This window comes from Azospirillum rugosum (assembly GCF_017876155.1).
Taxonomy (GTDB): Bacteria; Pseudomonadota; Alphaproteobacteria; order Azospirillales; family Azospirillaceae; genus Azospirillum; species Azospirillum rugosum.
Window position 1 is genome coordinate 1 of the sequence record NZ_JAGINP010000046.1, and the last position, 17,087, is coordinate 17,087.

Here is a 17,087-nt window from a genome sequence, read left to right on the forward strand (position 1 = left end):
TGTACGTCTCATACTGCTTGACCAGGATGCTCCAGGCGATCCCGCGTTTGCCGATCCCATACCAGGAACCAGCCCGCGGACCACAACGGCTCATCGCCGCCGCCTGCGCATCCCTTCTCACAACACGGTATCCACTTGTTCAAGAACCCGCGGTCCCCTCAGGAACCGCTGCGGCGCCGGCGTCCAACCCCCGAGGGCGACGCGGCGAGGCCGCCGTATCTAGAAGCTTCGACTTGCGCTGTCAAGCCTTTGTTTTCACGCTGGCCCGACGATACTTCGTCTTGTCTTCCGTTCCCCTTGGCGTTTCGCCGCTTCATCAGCAGCGCCGCGCCGGGGAGGCGGTATATAGGCCGGTCGGCCGAACCGAGCAAGCGCTTTTTTCGACCGTTTGCGCTTTTTCCGGATCAGGCGCGGACGGTCGAGGTGCGCTGGTCGGTGGCCCGCGGCGCGTAGATGTCGCGCAGGTGACGTTCGAGTTCGATCTCCTGGGCGCTTTTCGGCACCTGCTGGATCGGTCGGACATCGCAGCGTCCGTTCGCGGCGACCACGCGGAAGAGCATGGCGGCGGCGTGTCGCGGATTGTGGCTGCTGTTCATCCCAAACATTCCCTGTTGTGAGAGCACCGGCCTTGGCAAGCCTGCGCCGCGTTCCTGATTTTAATTGAATGTGATGTTTTTGCCATAGGTTTTCATCCCCCGCGGCAAAGTTCGCGGAGTCGAGGTTAAGCAGCTGGAATCAAAGGAAAAGAGAACGGCCCAGCGTCAGCTGGACCTGTGAAAAGAAAAGGACAGGCACCGCCGCGTCGCGACACCTGTCCTGAAAGGACAAAGCGACGTCAGGCCTTTGGGACGGTCGTCGGCACGGCGACACCGTGCCGCACCGCGATCTCCCGCAGGCTGTCCCAGGTCGTCAGGTCCACGGGAACCCCGTTGGCGCGGCGGTCCGCCTGGGCGTCCCGCTCCGGATCGCCGGGGGCCATGACGCGGGTGCCGGGCTTGGCCGGCTGGGACCGGAGATCGGCCAGGAAGGCGGCCACCCGCGCGTCGAACAGGGCGAGCGGCTGGAACAGCTCCGGCCGCAGGACGATGAAGAAGTGGCCGAGGGACACCGGCTGCGACTCCTCCGTCCCGGTGAAGGCCGGCAGCGCCGCCCCGTGCGCCATGCCGGTGAAGGCGGAGCAGAGGATGTCCACCATGGCGGCCAGCCCCGCCCCTTTGTAGCCGTAGGCCGTGCCGCCGAGCGGCATCAGGGCGGTGGCTTGGTGCGGGTCCGTGGTGACGGCGCCGTCCTTGTCGACCGCGACCTCCGGCGGCAGCGGCTGGCCGGTGGCGCGGCGCAGGAAGACGCGGTTCAGCGGGATGCTGCTGGTCGCCATGTCCAGCAGCATCGGCTCCTCCCCCGCCACCGGCAGGGCGAAGCTGATCGGGTTGGTCCCGTTGAAGGGCTTCAGCCCGTCGTGCGGCACGACGATCGCGTCGGAGTGGGTCATGCCAATGGCGGCGAAGCCCTGCCGCGCCGCCGCCAGCGTGTAGCAGCCCGTCGCCCCGTGGTGGGAGGAGCGGGCCACGGCCACCGCGGCGATGCCCGTCTCCCGCGCCATGGCGACGCCCTCCTCCACCGCGCGGTAGCTGGCGAGGTGGCCGAGCCCATCGTCGGCGTCGAGATGCCCGACGGCCGCGGCCTGCCGGGTGAAGCGCAGGTCCGGCGCCCCATTCACCCGGCCCGAGACCAGCGATTCGACGTAGTGCGGCACCAGCCGCACCCCGTGCGTGTCGAAGGCGCGGGCGGAGGCGTCGACGACGGCCCGCGCCGTCGCCTCCGCCCCGTCCCGTCGGGCGCCGGCTTTCTCCAGGAGGTCGGCGACGAAGCTTTCAAGCTCCGGACGGCGGATTCGGACGTCCTCAAACGACTCCATATCGGTCACGACTCCATCGATCAGACTGGCAGCTGGCGCATGGAGGCGACCGCGGTCATCACGCCGCGGATCTCGGCAAGGCCGCGCAGGCGGCCGATGGCCGGGTAGCCGGGGTGGGTCTTCTTGCCGACATCGTCCAGCAGCTCGTGCCCGTGGTCCGGCCGGAAGGGGATGCGCCAGTTCGGGTTGCCGGCGTCCCGGCGGACTTTCTGCTCCTCCAGCAGAGTGGTGACGACCGACACCATGTCCACGTCGCCGCCCAGATGCTCGGCCTCCTGGAAGGAGCCGTCGGCCTCCTTCTTCACGTTGCGCAGGTGGGCGAAGGTGACCTTGGGCGCGAAGCGCTTCGCCATGGCCGGCACGTCGTTCTGCGCCCCGGCGCCCAGCGAGCCCGTGCAGAAGGTGATGCCGTTGGCCTCCGAATCGATGACGTTGACGATGAAGTCCAGGTCGTCCTCGGTGCTGACGATGCGCGGCAGGCCCATCAGCGGGCGCGGCGGGTCGTCGGGGTGGATGCACATGCGCACGCCCACCTCCTCCGCCGTCGGGATCACCTCGCGCAGGAACTGCGCCAGCGTCTCCCTCAAGGACTCGCGCGTCATGCCCTTGTAGCGGTCGAGCATCTTGCGCAGACCCGGGATGTCGTAGCGGTCGAAGGCGCCCGGCAGGCCGGCCATGATGTTGGCGAGCAGCCTTTTCTTGTCGTCCTCCGACGCCTTGTCGAACCAGGCGCGGGCGCGGGCCAGCACGTCCGGCGCGTGGTCGTTCTCCGCGCCCGGGCGCTGGAGCATGTAGACGTCGAAGGCCGCGTGCTCGTGCGCGTTGAAGCGCAGCGAGGTGCCGCCGCCCGGCACCGCGGCGGCGAGGTCGGTGCGCGTCCAGTCCAGCACCGGCATGAAGTTGTAGCAGACCGTCGTCACGCCGCAGGCCGCGAGGTTGCGCAGCGACTGGCGGTAGTTGTCGAACAGGGGCTTCAGGTCCCCTTCGCCGATCTTGATGGATTCGTGGACCGGCAGGCTTTCCACCACGCTCCAGCGCAGGCCGAGCGACGGGTCGGCGGCGATCATGGACTTGCGCTTCTCGATCTCCTCCACCGACCAGACGACGCCGTAGGGGATTTGGTGCAGCGCCGTGACGATGCCCGTGGCCCCCGTCTGCCGGATGTGGTTGAGCCGGATCACGTCGTCCGGACCGAACCAGCGCCAGGTCTGTTCCATGACTTGTCTCCCTCGAAATTACGCGTCCGCGGTCAGCGGAACAGAAGGTTCGGCAGCCAGAGCGACAATGCCGGGATGTAGGACACCAGGAAAAGAATGATGATGTTGCAGACCAGGAACGGCCAGATGGCCTTGCTGATCTCGCCCAGCGAAATCTTCGCGATGTTCGCCGCGACGAACAGGCAGACGCCGACCGGCGGCGTGGTCAGGCCGATCATCAGGTTCAGCACCGCAAAGGTGGCGAAGTGGATGGGGTCGATGCCCACCTGGGTCGCCACCGCCAGCAGCGGCGGGAACAGGATGATCAGCGCCGCGATCGTCTCCATGAAGGTGCCGACGATCAGCAGCAGGATGTTGATCAGCAGGATGATGACGTACTTGTTGGTCGTCATCGACAGCATGGCCGCGGCGATGGTCTGCGGGATCTGCTCGCTGGTCAGGATCCAGCCGAAGACGTTGGCGAGACCGACCAGCAGGATCAGCCCGCCGGCGCCGATGGCGCTTTCCAGCATGATGCCGGGCAGGTCGCGCAGGCGGAAGCCCTTGTAGACGAACAGGCCAATGACGAAGGCGTAGACGGCCGCGACGACGGAGGCCTCGGTGGGCGTGAAGACGCCGCCGACGATGCCGTAGAGGATGATCGCGGTCATCAGCAGCGCCCAGAAGGCGGCGCGGCTGGAGCGGAGCAGCTCCCGGAAGCCGACCCACGTGCCCTTGGGATAGCCGCGCTTGCGGGCGATGATGTAGACCGTGATCATCATGCCCACGCCGAGCAGCAGGCCCGGCACCGCGCCGGCCATGAACATCTTCCCCACTGACAAGCCGGTCAGCGTGCCGACGATGATCATCGGGACGCTGGGCGGGATGATCGGCCCGACGGTGGAAGCCGCCGCGGTGACCGCCGCGGAGAAGGCCTTGTCGTAGCCGGACTTGCTCATGGCCGGGATCATCACCGAGCCGATGGAGGCCGTCTCGGCCACCGCCGTGCCGGAGATGCCGGCGAAGATCATGGAGCCGGTGACGTTGGCCAGCCCCAGCCCGCCGCGGATGTGGCCGACCAGGCCGTTGCCGAAGCGCACGATCTGGTCGGTGATGCCGCCGCCGTTCATCAGGTTGCCGGCCAGCACGAAGCCGGGGATGCAGAGCAGCACGAAGCTGTCCATGCCCGCGTACATGAACTGCGGCACGACCGTCAGGTCGATGTCCGCCAGGAACAGATACACCGCCGAGGACAGCCCCAGCGCGATGCCGACCGGCACGCCGAGGATCAGCGCGATGGCGAAACTGCCGAACAAGGCCGCGATCAGCATCAGACCAGTTCCCCGCGTTCCATGGTGTAGTGCTCCGGCTGTCCAATTTGTCCGGTGGGCGCGAAGCCGAGCAGCCGTGCGATGGAGAAGAAGGCCAGCGACACCGGGATGATCAGCGCCACCACGTAGACCCCGACCATCGGCAGGTCGATGGACCGCGCCCGCTCGCCGAAGCTGCCGACGACGTAGTCCCAGGCGCCGGGGATGATCGCCAGCGAGAAGACCAGAACGACGACGTCCACGAAGCGGTCCACGACGCGGCGCGCCCGTTCCGAGAGCGGCGCCACGAACAGGTCGACATTGACCAGTTCCCCGCGCAGCAGCGCCAGCCCGCAGGAGAAGGCCACGAGGTAGACGAGGGCGAAGCGCGCCACCTCCTCGGTCCAGGCCGGGGACCGGATGCCCGGCACGCGGCCGAGCACCTGAAGCAGCACGACGCCGATCAGCACGGCGAAGGCCGCGAGCGTGCCGTACCGGCACAACGCCCTCGCCCCCGCGACGAGAACCGCCAGGACTCTCCGCATCGGTATTCTCCGGGGTGGATGGTGTCCCCCTCTCCCCCCTGGGGAGAGGGGACTTGGAACTACGCCGCGACGATTTCGTCGTAGAGCGGCTTGATGGACGGGTCGAGGGCGGCGATGACCGCGTCGCGGCCCTTCTTCGCGAAGGCGTCCTTGTCCACCGTCACGAACTCCATCCCCTTGGCCTTCAGGTCGGCGGCGAGCTGCTTCTCGTCGGCGAGGAACAGCTGGCGCTCGTGGGCCTGGGCGGCCTTGGCGGCGTCCATGATCGCCTTCTGCTGGTCGGCCGGCAGGCGGCCCAGCTTCTTGGCGCCGCCGACCAGATAGATCCAGCTGATCACGTGCTCGGTCAGGTTCAGGTACTTCTGCACCTCGAAGAAGCTCGCCGACTTGACCAGCGCCAGCGGGTTCTCCTGCGCCTCGATGGTGTGGCTCTGCAAGGCGGTGAAGACCTCGGAGAAGGCCATCGGCGTCGGCTTGGCGCCCAGCGAGTCCCAGAATTTCACGAACAGCGGCACGTTCGGCACGCGCATCTTCAGGCCGTTCAGGTCGTCCGGCGACTTGATCGGGCGGTTGGAGGTCAGGTTGCGCGGACCGCGCGCGAAATAGGTCAGCGGGCGGAGCTGCGTCTTCTCCTCGATGTTCTGGGCGATCTTCTGGCCGGTCGGGCCGCTGACGACCTTGTCCAGGTGGTCGAGGTCGCGGATCGCGTAGGGCACGGCCAGCAGAGCGGCGCTCGGCGCCCAGTTCTGCAGGGACTCGCCGGTGATGGTGAAGTCCACGGTGCCGAGCTGGATGCCCTTGATGAGGTCGGTTTCCTTGCCCAGCTGCTCGTTCGGGAACACGCGCACCTCGATGGCGCCGTTGGTGCGCTGCGCCACCTCCTCCGCGAACTTCAGCGAGGCCTTGTGCCAGACGTTGTCCTCGTTGCCGAGATGGCCGAGCTTCAGCGTCGTCTTGGACTGCGCGCGGACGATCGACGGGGCGAAGATCGAACCCGCCGCGGCGGCGCCGAGGCCGGCGGTGCCGAGGCCGGCGGCGAAGGCGCGGCGGGAGATGGGGGTCTTGAAGTCCATGGGGCGTTCCCTCCTGTATTCCGGTCGTTTTTTTGGGTCAGTCGAAGCTGAGCTGGACCTTGATCGTGCTGGACGGGTCGGTCTCGATCAGCTTGAAGGCGTCGGCGGCCTGGTCGGCCGCGAAGGTCTGGGTGATCATGCCGGCGGGGTTCAGCTTCCCGCTCTCCAGCCAGCCGATGACCTGCGGCAGCAGGCGCCGGTTCAGGCGGGAGCCGACCAGAGTCAGCTCCTTCTTCACAATTTCCTGCTGGCTGATGTTGCAGGGGGCCGGGGAGAAGCCCAGAAGCCCGATGCGCCCGGCCGGGCTGGCGACGCGGCAGGCCTCCTCCAGCAATGCGGGCACGCCCGCGCCGTCGATGACGATGGTGGGGCCGAGCCCGTCATTCTCGCCGCGCACGGCCTCGGGGACGGAGGTGGTGCGGGAGTTGATGACCATGTCGGCGCCGAAGCCGCGGGCGCGCTCCAGCCGGGCCTCATCCAGGTCGGCGACGATGCAGCGGGCGCCGTGCAGCTTGACGACCTGCGTCACGGTCAGCCCGACCGTGCCGGCGCCGTAGACCAGCACCGTGTCGCCGGCGTCGATGCCCGTGCGCGACAGCACGTTGGCGGCGATGGAGAAGGGCTCGGCCAGCGCGGCGATGGCGTAGGGCAGGTTCGGGTCGACCTTCACGGCGTTGGCGGCCGGAACGGTCAGCCGGTTGCGGAAGCCGCCGTCGCGGTGAACGCCGAACACCTCCAGGTTGGCGCAGACGTTCGTGCGCCCAACGCGGCAGGCGTAGCAGCGCCCGCAGGACACCACCGGATCGACCACGACATGGTCGCCGGGCGCCAGATGGGCCACGCCCTCCCCGACCGCCTCGACCTCGCCGCTGAACTCGTGGCCAATGACGCGCGGGTAGACCGCGAAGGGGTTGGAGCCGTGGTAGATGTGCAGGTCGGAGCCGCAGATGCCGGCCCGGTGCACCCGCAGCAGCACCTCTCCCGCCGCGGGGCCGGTCGCGGCCTCCGGCTTCAGGGCGAGGACGTGCGGTTTTTCAACGGTCAGGGCAACCAAGGGGTGTCTCCTGGGTCAATACTTCGGGTGTGCTGGCTTGGTGGAGGCGTGTTGCCCCCACCCTCCCGCTTCGCGGGTCCCTCCCTCCCCCGCTGCGCAGGGGAGGGACTTGAGCGCAAAGCGGCGGCAGTCCCCTCCCCTGCGCAGCGGGGGAGGGTTAGGGTGGGGGCAATACGCCGCCCTTAAGGCACCCCCGCCACGGTCGCCCGCGCCCCCTCTGCAAACAGCCGCTTCAGGGCATCCGTCACCGGGCCGGTGAAGCGCGGGTCGCGCGGCAGGTCGTCGCCGAAGACGGCGTTCAGGCCGAACAGGGCGGGCGCCAGACGATCCGCCACCGGGCCGGCCTCGGCGGCCAGCTCGGCCAGTCGCGCGGCCATGGGGTCGCGGACGTCGATCGGCCGGCCGGCCTCGTCGCTGCCGGACACGTAGCGCATCCAGCCCGCCACGCCGAGCGCCAGACGGTCGATCGGCGCGCCCGCCGCCAGACGGTCGCGGATGGTGCCGAGCAGGCGCTGCGGCAGCTTCTGCGTGCCGTCCATGGCGATCTGCCAGGTGCGGTGCCGCAGCGCCGGGTTGCGGAACCGCTCGATCAGCGCGTCCTTGTAGCGGCCGAGGTCGGCGCCGGGCGGCACGCGCAGGGTGGGCGTCACCTCCTCGTCCATCAGGCCGCGGACCAGCCGGGCGATGCCGGCGTCGGCCATGGCGTCGGACACCGTCTCGTAGCCGGCCAGATAGCCGAGGTAGGCGAGCGTGGAGTGGCTGCCGTTCAGCAGGCGCAGCTTCATCGTCTCGTAAGGGTGGACGTCGGCGACCAGTTCCGCCCCTTCCCAATCCCAGGCCGGGCGGCCGGTGGGGAAGCGGTCCTCGATGACCCATTGGGTGAAGGGCTCGGTCACCACCGGCCAGGCGTCGCGCAGGCCGAGCAGGTCGGACACGCGGTCGCGGTCGGCGTCGGTGGTGGCCGGCACGATGCGGTCCACCATGCTGTTCGGGCAGGCCACCGTGTCGGCGAACCAGTTCCCCAGCCCCGGATCGCGCAAGGACGCGTAGCGGCGCAGGATGCCGGCCGCCGTGTCGCCGTTGCTCGGCAGGTTGTCGCAGCTCAGCACCGTGAAGGGCTCCACCCCCGCGGCGCGGCGGCGGGCCAGCGCCTCCACCAGGAAGCCGGGCACGCTGCGCGGGTTGCCGGGGTTGGCGAGGTCGTGGACGATGTCCGGATGGTCCTCGTTCAGGGCGCCGGTCGCCGGATCGTGGCAGTAACCCTTCTCCGTCACGGTCAGGGACACCACCCGGACCGACGGGCGGGTCAGCCGTTCCAGCACCGCCGCGGGGTCCTCCGGCGCCACCAGCAGTTCGGTCACCGAGCCGACGACCCGCAGCCGCTCCCCGGCCGCGTCGCGGACCGCCACGGTGTAGAGCCCGCCCTGCGGCGCCAGCGCGTCGCGCGTGTCGGGGCTGCGCAGGCTGACGCCGGCGATTCCCCAAGGACCGAAGCTGCGGGCCAGCACGCCGTCGGTGTAGACCGCCTGATGCGCCCGGTGGAAGGCGCCGATTCCCAGGTGGACGATCCCGGTCGTGAGCGCGCCGCGGTCGTAGCCCGGCAGGGAGACGCCGGGACGCAGCGAGGACAACGTGTCGGGGCTCAAACGCATGAAGGACTCCGCATGACGGCTATTTTTCGAAGAAGTGGCTGTTGGCCTGGGCGATGTCGTCCACCGCGGCGAAGACGGTGCGCAGATGCTCCCGCATGGCGTCCTCCGCCCCGGCGGCGTCGCGCGCGGCGACCCGGTCCACGATGCGCTCGTGTTGGGTCAGGATCATGGTCGCCCAGCCTTCGCTGTGCAGCGACAGCACCCGCACCCGGTCGAGCTGCGCCTTGACGGTGACCAGCAGATCCCACACCGCCGGGCGGCCGGCGATGCGGATCAATTCCGCGTGCATGGCCTCGTCGAGCGTGAAGAACTCCTCGTGCCGGTCGGACGCCATGGCCGCGCGCTGGCGGTCCATCAGCCCGGCCAGCGCCGCGACGTCCGCCTCCCCCGCCCGCTCCGCGGCGAGGCGCACGGTGCGGCACTCCAGCGTTTCGCGGATGAACTGGCTGTCGGCGACGGCGCTCAGCTGGATCGGCGCCACGAAGGTGCCGACCTGCGGCACGATGCGCAGCAGCCCCTCGTCGGCCAGCCGGCGGAAGGCCTCCCGCACCGGCGTGCGGCTGACGCCGAAGCGGGCGGCCACGCGCGTTTCCGAAATCCCCTCCCCCGGGCGCATGTCGCCGCACAGCACCGCGGCGCGCAGGGCGTCATAGACGCCGTGCTGCCGGGGGCTGGGCCGGTCAGACGCCGGTGTCGCGGAGGGAGTCACGGTGGCGGGCATAAGTTCCTTAAGGAGTTCTTCGCCTGAACTTGCATACTAGTGTGCCACGAGTACGGATTGCTGGCAAGCCCCACCATTTGGTGAAAGGTCGGTCGCATAAACAAACCATCTCCGGCGGACCGGGTATTCGTTACTCCCGCCATAACGCATCGGCGCTGACCTGCAGTGGCCAGAGCGCCACCATCGCGCCTGATGTGCCCTGGAGTCCCGCTTTCGCGGGGATGACGATGAAACCGTGTCGTCCAGGTCCAGTGTGCGCCGAATCCCGAAAGTGGATTTCCGGTCAGCTTGGATTCGGATCGGCGCAAAGCTTGAGCCACGCATTGGCGTCGTTGGCCGCGAGGGCATCGACGGCGCGGGCCTCTTTGGTGCGCAAAATGCCCTTGATCTTGGATCAGCCCGGCTCGATGGGAGAGAGGCCGGATGAGTCGCGCGATTGGAAGCGGACGGCGATGACAGCGGCTTCAATGGTGTACAGGATGTCGGCCCGCTGATGGTCCGACAGGGTGTCCATGACGATCACAGCGGCGGACTTGTCCCGCTGCAAAACAGGAAGGAGCACCGGTTCGGCAGAAGCCGGAGACACGGCGGCGGAGGTGGACACCTCGATGCTGATCGCGGCCAGCATGCCTTCCGCGCTCAATCCGCTTTAGCGAGCATCGGTGCCGCGGGGAAGCTGAAAATCGCTCCGCCCACGGCACACGGTCACCGCCCGCGCTTAGGCCTCAGGATCACTGCACGACCGGTTTGGCCGTCCCGCTTCCCGTTTCGTCCCCCAGGCAGTCCTTGCCGTTGTAGGTCCATGAAAGGCTGCCATCAGCAGCGATGGTGTAGGTGTTGCTGTATTCGCCGACGCAGTACGGCGATGTGTTGATCCACGACATGGTGCCGGTGTTACCGGAAAACTTCCCAGTCCCGGTGCCGTACACACCGGTCGACGCGACGTAACCGCCGATCACCGTGCCGTCCCTCTGCTGCCGAAGAAAGAAGGTGACGTTGGCGGTCTTTCCGGGCACTTGGCTCGCGGTGTTCGTGCCAGACCAGTACCCCGTGAGATTGGCTTCCGCATGTGCCGAACCGACGTTAAAACCAAGGACGAGGCATAAGGCCGGCACCACCCGCATCATCGTTCTTAAGATCATTTCAAGACTCCACATCCAGTAGTATGCAATAAGTCACTCTACCGTTAAACATTATCTAAAAAAATCAGAGACGGCAATATCTCCGACCCCGAGATAGAAATCTCACTTTGATCTTGGAACATTTTAAAGCTCTGGAGGTCAGGCGTTAATCCTGAAGAAGCCCTCGATCGCGGTGAAGGCGAGCAATACGTCGAACGGCCCGAAGACGGGTCCATCCCACCATCGGGCCTCCGAACAACCGGGGCGGGTCGTGGGACGAGCGATGCCCAGCAAAATGTTTGCCCAATCACCAATTTCAGACTTGCCCGCGCGCTGATATATTAATATCCTTCGCCCAACGAACGAACGATCCGGCCTCCAGCGGGAAGAGGGGGGCACGGACCGCCAAAGGGGGAAATCTATGGATGCCACCGCCCGGCCGGAGCCGGCGGCGCGCAGCGGAACGCGCGTCGCGAAGGCGCCACGTGTGCCATCGCGGGCCAACGCCACGCAGACCATCTACCGCACGCTGCGCGCGGACATCATCGCCATGCGCCGCACGCCGGGCGAACCGATCGTCGAGAAGCACCTCGCCGAAAGCTACGGCGTCAGCCGCACCCCGGTGCGCGAGGCGCTGCTTCGGCTGGCCGACGACGGGCTGATCGAGATTTTTCCGCAGTCCGGCACCTTCGTCGCGCGCATCCCCATGAACGCGCTGCCGGAGGCCGTGGTGATCCGCACCGCCCTGGAAGGCACCGCCGTGCGCCACGCCGCCCAGCGCGCCACGCGCAGCCAGATTGCCGTCCTGCGCGCCAACCTGATGCTGCAGCAGGAGATGGACGCGGCGGGCGACTTCGACGGCTTCCACGAGGCCGACGAGCAGTTCCATTCCCTGATCGCGGAGATCGCCGGCTATCCGGGCCTGTGGGGCCTCGCCCAGCAGGTGAAGGTGCATGTCGACCGCTACCGCCGACTGACCCTGCCGGCGCCGGGCCGCATCGCCCAGGTCATCGCCCAGCACACGGCCGTCGCCGACGCCATCGCCGAGCGCGACCCCGCACTGGCGGAGCAGCGCATGGCGGCGCACCTGGACGAGCTTCTGTCCGCCATACCCAACACCCAGGGGGCCAACCCCTTCTACTTCACCGGCGCCCAGGCGGCGCCGGCCAACAAGACCTCGTGAGGAGCCCGACCATGGAGATCACCGTTCGGCACGCGTCCCATCCCGACGCCGTCCGCAACTTCGACACCGAGGAACTGCGCGATCACTTCCTGGTCCCGACGATCTTCAAGGCCGACGGCGTCGTCCTGACCTACAGCCACATCGACCGCTTCGTGGTCGGCGGCGCGATGCCGGTGGCCGGCCCGCTGAAGCTCGAATCGGCCAAGGCCATCGGCTCCCCCAACTTCCTGGACCGCCGCGAGCTGGGCGTCGTCAACGTCGGCGGCCCCGGCCGCGTGACGGTCGACGGGGCGGTGTACGAGCTGGAGCCGCGCGACTGCCTCTACGTCACCATGGGCAGCACGGACGTCCGGTTCGAAAGCCTGGACCGTGCCAACCCGGCCAAGTTCTACCTGAACAGCGCCCCGGCCCACGCCCGCTTCGAGACCATGAAGATCTCCATCGCCCAGGCGAAGGCGGTGCATCTCGGCGACCCGGCCCAGTCGAACGAGCGGACCATCTACCAGATGATCCACCCCGACGTCTGCCGGACGGCGCAGCTCGTGCTCGGCATGACGGTGCTGAAGCCGAACAACATGTGGAACACCATGCCGTGCCACACGCACGACCGGCGCTGCGAGGTCTATTTCTACTTCGACCTGCCCGACCCGGCGCGCGTCTTCCACTTCATGGGCGAGCCGGACCGGACCCGGCACATCGTCGTCGCCAACGAGCAGGCGGTGATCTCCCCCAGCTGGTCGATCCACAGCGGCGTCGGCACGCGCAACTACACCTTCATCTGGGCCATGGCCGGCGACAACCAGGACTTCACCGACATGGACATGATCCCCATGGAAACCCTGCGGTGACGGGGGAAGCCCTGATGACCAACCCCTTCGACCTTACCGGAAAGGTGGCGCTGGTCACCGGCGCCAACACGGGCATCGGCCAGGCGATCGCCGTCGCGCTGGCCAATGCTGGCGCCGACATCGCCGCCGCCGGGCGCACCCCGCCGGACGAGACCCGCGCGCAGGTGGAAGGGCTGGGGCGGCGCTTCACCGCCCTGCCCGCCGACTTCTCCAGCACCGCCCCGATCCCCACGCTGGTGGAGGAGACGGTGGGCACGCTGGGTGGGCTGGACATCCTGGTGAACAACGCCGGCATCATCCGCCGCGCCGACTCGCTGGACTTCACCGAGGCCGACTGGGACGCGGTGATGGACGTCAACCTGAAGTCGGTCTTCTTCCTCTGCCAGGCCTTCGGCCGCTACGTCATCAACAACGGGCGCCGGGGCAAGATCATCAACATCGCGTCGATGCTGTCCTTCCAGGGCGGCATCCGCGTGCCCTCCTACACCGCGTCGAAAAGCGGCGTCGCCGGCCTGACCAAGCTGCTCGCCAACGAATGGGCCGGCAAGGGCATCAACGTGAACGCGATCGCCCCGGGCTACGTGGAGACCAACAACACCACCGCGCTGCGCGCCGACGAGAAGCGCAACGCCGAGATCCTGGCCCGCATCCCGGCCGGCCGCTGGAGCGCGCCGTCCGACATGGGCGGCCCCGCGGTCTTCCTGGCCTCGGCGGCGTCCGACTATGTCCACGGCACCGTCCTGCCGGTCGACGGCGGCTGGCTGGCCCGCTGACGTAAGGAGAATTTGCGATGAGCACCGACGTCTTCGTGATGGACGAGGCCGTGGCCTGGCAGGATCTGGGCGACGGCGTACGCCGCAAGATCCTGGGCCACAACGACGCGATGATGATGGTCCGGGTGGAGTTCGAAACCGGCGCCATCGGCCCGCTGCACCGCCACCCGCACGTCCAGTGCGCGGTGGTGGAGAAGGGCTCCTTCGACGTGACCATCGAGGGCCGCACCCAGCGGCTCGGCGTTGGCGACGGCTACATGGTGCCGTCGAACGCATTGCACGGCGTCGTGGCGCTGGAGCCCGGCACCCTGCTCGACATCTTCACCCCGCCCCGCGAGGACTTCCTCGCTTAAGCGCTGCCTTTCTTCAACGCACAAGTCCAGCCGAAAGAACTGGCTTCAGGAACAGGAGGATACGCAATGCACCTCTCCCTTCGCGGCGTCCGCGCCGCCCTTCTCGCGGCCTGCGCCGCCTGCACCATGCTGGCGACGCCGGTCGTGGCGCGCGACTTCCGCTCCGCCGACATCCACCCGACCGACTACCCGACCGTCGAAGCGGTCCGCTACGTCGGCAAGCTGGTCGCCGAGCGCTCCAACGGCAAGCTGGGCGTCAAGGTGTTCCCCAACGGCGCGCTCGGCACCGAGAAGGACACCATCGAGCAGCTGAAGATCGGCGGGCTCGACATGATGCGCATCAACGTCGCGCCGCTGAACAACGTCGTGCCGGAGACGATGGTCACCGCCCTGCCCTTCATCTTCCGCTCGACCGAGCACATGCGCCAGGTGCTGGACGGCCCGATCGGCGACGAGATCCTGGCCGCCATGGAAGCCCAGGGCATGGTCGGGCTGGCCTTCTACGACAGCGGCTCGCGCAGCATGTACTCGGCGGCCAAGCCCTACAAGACGCTGGCCGACATGAAGGGCGCCAAGATCCGCGTGCAGCAGTCCGACCTGTTCGTCGCGATGATCCAGGCGCTGGGCGCCAACGCCACGCCGATGCCCTTCGGCGAGGTCTACACCGCGCTGAAGACCGGCATCGTCGACGCGGCGGAGAACAACTACCCGTCCTACGAATCCTCCCGCCACTTCGAGGCGGCGAAGTACTTCACGCTGACCGAGCACGCCATGGCGCCGGAAGTGCTGGTCTTCTCCAAGGTCGTGTGGGACCGCCTGTCGAAGGACGACCAGGCGATGATCCGCAAGGCCGCCAAGGAGTCCGTCCCCTACATGCGCAAGCTGTGGGACGAGCGTGAGAAGCAGTCCAAGGACGTGGTCGTCAAGGCCGGCGCGCAGATCGTCGAGGTCACGAACAAGCAGGAATTCATCGACGCGATGAAGCCCGTCTACGCCAAGTTCGCGAACACGCCGAAGCTGCAGGGCCTCGTCCAGCGCATCCAGGAAACGAAGTAAGCACGGGCGACGCGCGGCGGCGCGTCGGGTGGGAATTGCGAGGACGCTTAAAGCCCCTCTCCCTTGATGGGAGAGGGGTTGGGGTGAGGGTGGCGCCGGCATTGCCGGCCGGTAACATTCTTCCCGCCTTCCGGCGGTAACGACCCCTCATCCCAACCCTTCTCCCCCAAGGGGAGAAGGGCTTTCCTAAGGCCCGCGCCCACCCGACCGCCCCGCGCACCTATGGGGAGCAGTGCGGCATGGATATTGAGCTGCAAGCAATGGACGTCAGCCCGCCGCACAGCGCCGGCTTGCTGACCCGCATCAACGCGCGGCTGGCCCGCGGCGGCATGTACATCGCCATCGCCGGTCTGCTGATGATCGTCGCGGTGGTGTTCTATCAGGTGTTCGGCCGCTACGTGCTGAACAACTCCCCGACCTGGGCGGAGAGTCTGGCGATCCTGCTGGTCCTCTACGTCACGCTGATCGGGGCGGCCGTGGGCGTGCGCGACGCCGGCCACATCGGGCTGGAAAGCCTGCTGGTGCTGCTGCCCGACGGGCCGCGGCGCAAGCTGGAGATCGTCATCCACGCGCTGGTCGCCTGCTTCGGCGCCGCCATGGCCTACAACGGCTGGCTGCTCGGCAGTTCGGTCCTGTCCTACTCCATCCCGAATCTGCACGTGTCGGAAGCGGTGCGCTACGTCCCGCTGGTCCTGTCCGGCGTCCTCATCGTGCTGTTCTCCATCGAGCACATCATCGCCATCCTGAAGGGCGAGGAGGTCGAGCCGTCATGGAACTGACCATTCTGAGCGTCACCTTTTTCGGCTTCCTCATCCTCGGTATCCCGGTGGCCTTCGCCATCGGCCTGTCGGCGCTGTGCACCATCCTCTATGAAGGCCTGCCGGTCGCGGTCATCTTCCAGCAGATGATGTCGGGGATGAACGTCTTCTCGTTCCTGGCCATCCCCTTCTTCGTGTTCTCCGGCGAACTGATGCTGCACGGCGGTGTCGCCGACAAGATCGTCAGCGCCGCCAAGAGCATGGTCGGCCACATCCGCGGCGGCCTCGGCATGTCCAACGTGGTTGCCTGCACGCTGTTCGGCGGCGTCGCCGGCTCCCCCGTCGCCGACGTGTCGGCCATGGGTGCCGTGATGATCCCGATGATGAAGCGGGAAGGCTATCACGCCGACTACGCCGTCAACGTGACGACCCACGCGGCGCTCGTCGGCGCGCTGATGCCGACCAGCCACAACATGATCATCTACGCGCTGGCCGCGGGCGGCAAGGCGTCCATCGGCTCGCTGATCGCGGCGGGCATCATGCCGGCGATCCTGCTGATGGTCTGCAACCTGGGTGCGGCCTATTTCGTCGCGGTCAAGCGCGGCTATCCGGCCGGCAGCTTCCCGGGCTGGCACATCGCCGCCCGTTCGCTGGCCGCCGCGGCGCCGGGCCTGCTGATCGTCCTCATCATCCTGGGCGGCATCACCACGGGCATCTTCACGGCGACGGAGTCCGCCTCCATCGCGGTGATCTACGCGCTGCTGCTGACGACCTTCGTCTACCGCACGATGACCTGGAGCCACTTCAAGGCCGCTGCGGCCAAGACGGTGAAGACCACCGGCGTGGTCCTGCTGCTGATCGGCGTGTCGACGATGTTCCAGTACCTGATGGGCCTCTACGAGGTGGCGGACCTGACGGGCGAGCTGCTGGCCGGCGTGTCGACCAACCCGCTGGTGATCTTCCTGCTGATCAACATCATCCTGTTCCTGCTCGGCACCTTCATGGACATGGCGAGCACGATCCTGATCTGCACGCCGATCTTCCTGCCCATCGCCATGCAGTACGGGATGGACCCGGTGCAGTTCGGCATCGTGATGCTGATCAACTGCGCGCTGGGCCTGAACACGCCGCCGGTCGGCACCACCCAGTTCATCGGCTGCGCCATCGGCGAGGTGTCGGTGGGCGAGGTCATGCGCTCCATCACCCCCTTCTACGGGGCGCTGTTCGTGGCGCTTCTGCTGGTCACCTACGTCCCGGCCTTCTCGCTCTGGCTGCCGCGCCTGCTGATGCACTGAGGCGCCCATAAAGCCCTTCTCCCCCTGGGGGAGAAGGGTTGGGATGAGGGGTCGTTACGCCCGGCAGGGCGGAAAAATACTTTTCTTTCAGCGATTTAAGCTTGCTTTACCACCCTCACCCCAACCCCTCTCCCCTCAAGAGGGTTTTGCGATAGGGCCGGATTTCGGGTGTTACGCGAGCATTCCGCGGCCAAGCAGGACCGAAATCCTGTTTGTCCGTGGATTCGCCGTGCC

At 67.6% G+C, this 17,087-nt stretch carries 18 protein-coding genes; 7 read left to right on the top strand and 11 right to left on the bottom strand.

Annotation, left to right across the window (positions count from 1 at the left end; translation table 11 throughout):
• Window positions 1-404: 404 nt before the first annotated feature.
• From J2851_RS34820 to J2851_RS34870, 11 genes are all read right to left on the bottom strand, one after another.
• Window positions 405-596: a hypothetical protein gene (locus J2851_RS34820; protein ID WP_209773786.1), complete on the bottom strand. Its 192-nt coding sequence runs from the start codon at window positions 594-596 to the stop codon at window positions 405-407.
• 239 nt (window positions 597-835) lie between these two features.
• Entirely contained in the window at window positions 836-1,915 is a 1,080-nt protein-coding gene (locus J2851_RS34825; RefSeq protein ID WP_209773789.1) for an Ldh family oxidoreductase, read from the bottom strand.
• A 20-nt stretch (window positions 1,916-1,935) separates the two neighbouring features.
• Window positions 1,936-3,132 carry a mannonate dehydratase gene (gene uxuA, locus J2851_RS34830; protein ID WP_209773791.1) on the bottom strand — a complete coding sequence of 399 codons (1,197 nt, stop codon included), beginning with the start codon at window positions 3,130-3,132 and terminating at the stop codon, window positions 1,936-1,938.
• 32 nt (window positions 3,133-3,164) lie between these two features.
• A complete protein-coding gene (locus J2851_RS34835) occupies window positions 3,165-4,442 on the bottom strand; it encodes a TRAP transporter large permease (RefSeq protein WP_209773794.1) in 1,278 nt (425 codons plus the stop codon).
• Window positions 4,442-4,966, bottom strand: a complete 525-nt coding sequence (locus J2851_RS34840; protein ID WP_209773796.1) for a TRAP transporter small permease — start codon at window positions 4,964-4,966, stop codon at window positions 4,442-4,444. Before J2851_RS34840 ends, J2851_RS34835 begins: the two co-directional genes overlap by 1 nt.
• 59 nt (window positions 4,967-5,025) lie before the next feature.
• Entirely contained in the window at window positions 5,026-6,039 is a 1,014-nt protein-coding gene (locus tag J2851_RS34845) for a TRAP transporter substrate-binding protein (protein WP_209773798.1), read from the bottom strand.
• Window positions 6,040-6,076: 37 nt separating this feature from the next.
• On the bottom strand, window positions 6,077-7,093 hold the full coding sequence (locus J2851_RS34850; protein ID WP_209773806.1) for a Zn-dependent oxidoreductase: 1,017 nt from the start codon (window positions 7,091-7,093) through the stop codon (window positions 6,077-6,079).
• Window positions 7,094-7,275: 182 nt separating this feature from the next.
• Window positions 7,276-8,745, bottom strand: a complete 1,470-nt coding sequence (locus tag J2851_RS34855) for a mannitol dehydrogenase family protein (RefSeq protein WP_209773815.1) — start codon at window positions 8,743-8,745, stop codon at window positions 7,276-7,278.
• A 19-nt stretch (window positions 8,746-8,764) separates the two neighbouring features.
• Window positions 8,765-9,466 (bottom strand): GntR family transcriptional regulator, encoded by a 702-nt coding sequence (locus tag J2851_RS34860; RefSeq protein ID WP_209773817.1) that lies wholly within the window; start codon window positions 9,464-9,466, stop codon window positions 8,765-8,767.
• Between the two features lie 394 nt (window positions 9,467-9,860).
• Entirely contained in the window at window positions 9,861-10,094 is a 234-nt protein-coding gene (locus tag J2851_RS34865) for a hypothetical protein (RefSeq protein ID WP_209773820.1), read from the bottom strand.
• A gap of 103 nt (window positions 10,095-10,197) precedes the next feature.
• Window positions 10,198-10,608, bottom strand: coding sequence for a hypothetical protein (locus J2851_RS34870; RefSeq protein WP_209773823.1), 411 nt, complete (start codon window positions 10,606-10,608; stop codon window positions 10,198-10,200).
• Between the two features lie 400 nt (window positions 10,609-11,008).
• On the opposite strand from J2851_RS34870, the gene J2851_RS34875 reads away from it, so the two are divergent.
• From J2851_RS34875 to J2851_RS34905, 7 genes are all read left to right on the top strand, one after another.
• Window positions 11,009-11,770, top strand: a complete 762-nt coding sequence (locus J2851_RS34875; protein WP_209773825.1) for a GntR family transcriptional regulator — start codon at window positions 11,009-11,011, stop codon at window positions 11,768-11,770.
• Between the two features lie 11 nt (window positions 11,771-11,781).
• A complete protein-coding gene (gene kduI, locus J2851_RS34880; protein WP_209773827.1) occupies window positions 11,782-12,618 on the top strand; it encodes a 5-dehydro-4-deoxy-D-glucuronate isomerase in 837 nt (278 codons plus the stop codon).
• A 14-nt stretch (window positions 12,619-12,632) separates the two neighbouring features.
• The gene (kduD, locus tag J2851_RS34885; protein ID WP_281416138.1) at window positions 12,633-13,391 is read left to right on the top strand and encodes a 2-dehydro-3-deoxy-D-gluconate 5-dehydrogenase KduD; all 759 of its coding nucleotides are present in this window, start codon (window positions 12,633-12,635) and stop codon (window positions 13,389-13,391) included.
• 17 nt (window positions 13,392-13,408) lie between these two features.
• Window positions 13,409-13,744: a cupin domain-containing protein gene (locus tag J2851_RS34890; protein WP_209773830.1), complete on the top strand. Its 336-nt coding sequence runs from the start codon at window positions 13,409-13,411 to the stop codon at window positions 13,742-13,744.
• Window positions 13,745-13,810: 66 nt separating this feature from the next.
• Window positions 13,811-14,800, top strand: a complete 990-nt coding sequence (locus J2851_RS34895) for a TRAP transporter substrate-binding protein (protein WP_209773833.1) — start codon at window positions 13,811-13,813, stop codon at window positions 14,798-14,800.
• A 239-nt stretch (window positions 14,801-15,039) separates the two neighbouring features.
• The gene (locus J2851_RS34900; RefSeq protein ID WP_209773834.1) at window positions 15,040-15,579 is read left to right on the top strand and encodes a TRAP transporter small permease; all 540 of its coding nucleotides are present in this window, start codon (window positions 15,040-15,042) and stop codon (window positions 15,577-15,579) included.
• Window positions 15,570-16,853, top strand: coding sequence for a TRAP transporter large permease (locus J2851_RS34905; RefSeq protein WP_209773836.1), 1,284 nt, complete (start codon window positions 15,570-15,572; stop codon window positions 16,851-16,853). The genes J2851_RS34900 and J2851_RS34905 overlap by 10 nt, the downstream gene beginning before the upstream one ends.
• The last annotated feature ends 234 nt before the right edge of the window (window positions 16,854-17,087 follow it).

Bases quoted from the DNA above. Each gene is read 5' to 3' on its own strand.
- J2851_RS34845 (WP_209773798.1), bottom strand. From the start codon at position 6,039: ATGGACTTCAAGACCCCCATCTCCCGCCGCGCCTTCGCCGCCGGCCTC.
- J2851_RS34890 (WP_209773830.1), top strand. From the start codon at position 13,409: ATGAGCACCGACGTCTTCGTGATGGACGAGGCCGTGGCCTGGCAGGAT.
- J2851_RS34875 (WP_209773825.1), top strand. From the start codon at position 11,009: ATGGATGCCACCGCCCGGCCGGAGCCGGCGGCGCGCAGCGGAACGCGC.
- kduI (WP_209773827.1), top strand. From the start codon at position 11,782: ATGGAGATCACCGTTCGGCACGCGTCCCATCCCGACGCCGTCCGCAAC.
- J2851_RS34870 (WP_209773823.1), bottom strand. From the start codon at position 10,608: ATGATCTTAAGAACGATGATGCGGGTGGTGCCGGCCTTATGCCTCGTC.
- J2851_RS34825 (WP_209773789.1), bottom strand. From the start codon at position 1,915: ATGGAGTCGTTTGAGGACGTCCGAATCCGCCGTCCGGAGCTTGAAAGC.
- J2851_RS34835 (WP_209773794.1), bottom strand. From the start codon at position 4,442: ATGCTGATCGCGGCCTTGTTCGGCAGTTTCGCCATCGCGCTGATCCTC.
- J2851_RS34905 (WP_209773836.1), top strand. From the start codon at position 15,570: ATGGAACTGACCATTCTGAGCGTCACCTTTTTCGGCTTCCTCATCCTC.
- J2851_RS34900 (WP_209773834.1), top strand. From the start codon at position 15,040: ATGGATATTGAGCTGCAAGCAATGGACGTCAGCCCGCCGCACAGCGCC.
- J2851_RS34840 (WP_209773796.1), bottom strand. From the start codon at position 4,966: ATGCGGAGAGTCCTGGCGGTTCTCGTCGCGGGGGCGAGGGCGTTGTGC.
- J2851_RS34820 (WP_209773786.1), bottom strand. From the start codon at position 596: ATGAACAGCAGCCACAATCCGCGACACGCCGCCGCCATGCTCTTCCGC.
- J2851_RS34860 (WP_209773817.1), bottom strand. From the start codon at position 9,466: ATGCCCGCCACCGTGACTCCCTCCGCGACACCGGCGTCTGACCGGCCC.
- J2851_RS34895 (WP_209773833.1), top strand. From the start codon at position 13,811: ATGCACCTCTCCCTTCGCGGCGTCCGCGCCGCCCTTCTCGCGGCCTGC.
- kduD (WP_281416138.1), top strand. From the start codon at position 12,633: ATGACCAACCCCTTCGACCTTACCGGAAAGGTGGCGCTGGTCACCGGC.
- J2851_RS34865 (WP_209773820.1), bottom strand. From the start codon at position 10,094: ATGCTGGCCGCGATCAGCATCGAGGTGTCCACCTCCGCCGCCGTGTCT.
- uxuA (WP_209773791.1), bottom strand. From the start codon at position 3,132: ATGGAACAGACCTGGCGCTGGTTCGGTCCGGACGACGTGATCCGGCTC.
- J2851_RS34855 (WP_209773815.1), bottom strand. From the start codon at position 8,745: ATGCGTTTGAGCCCCGACACGTTGTCCTCGCTGCGTCCCGGCGTCTCC.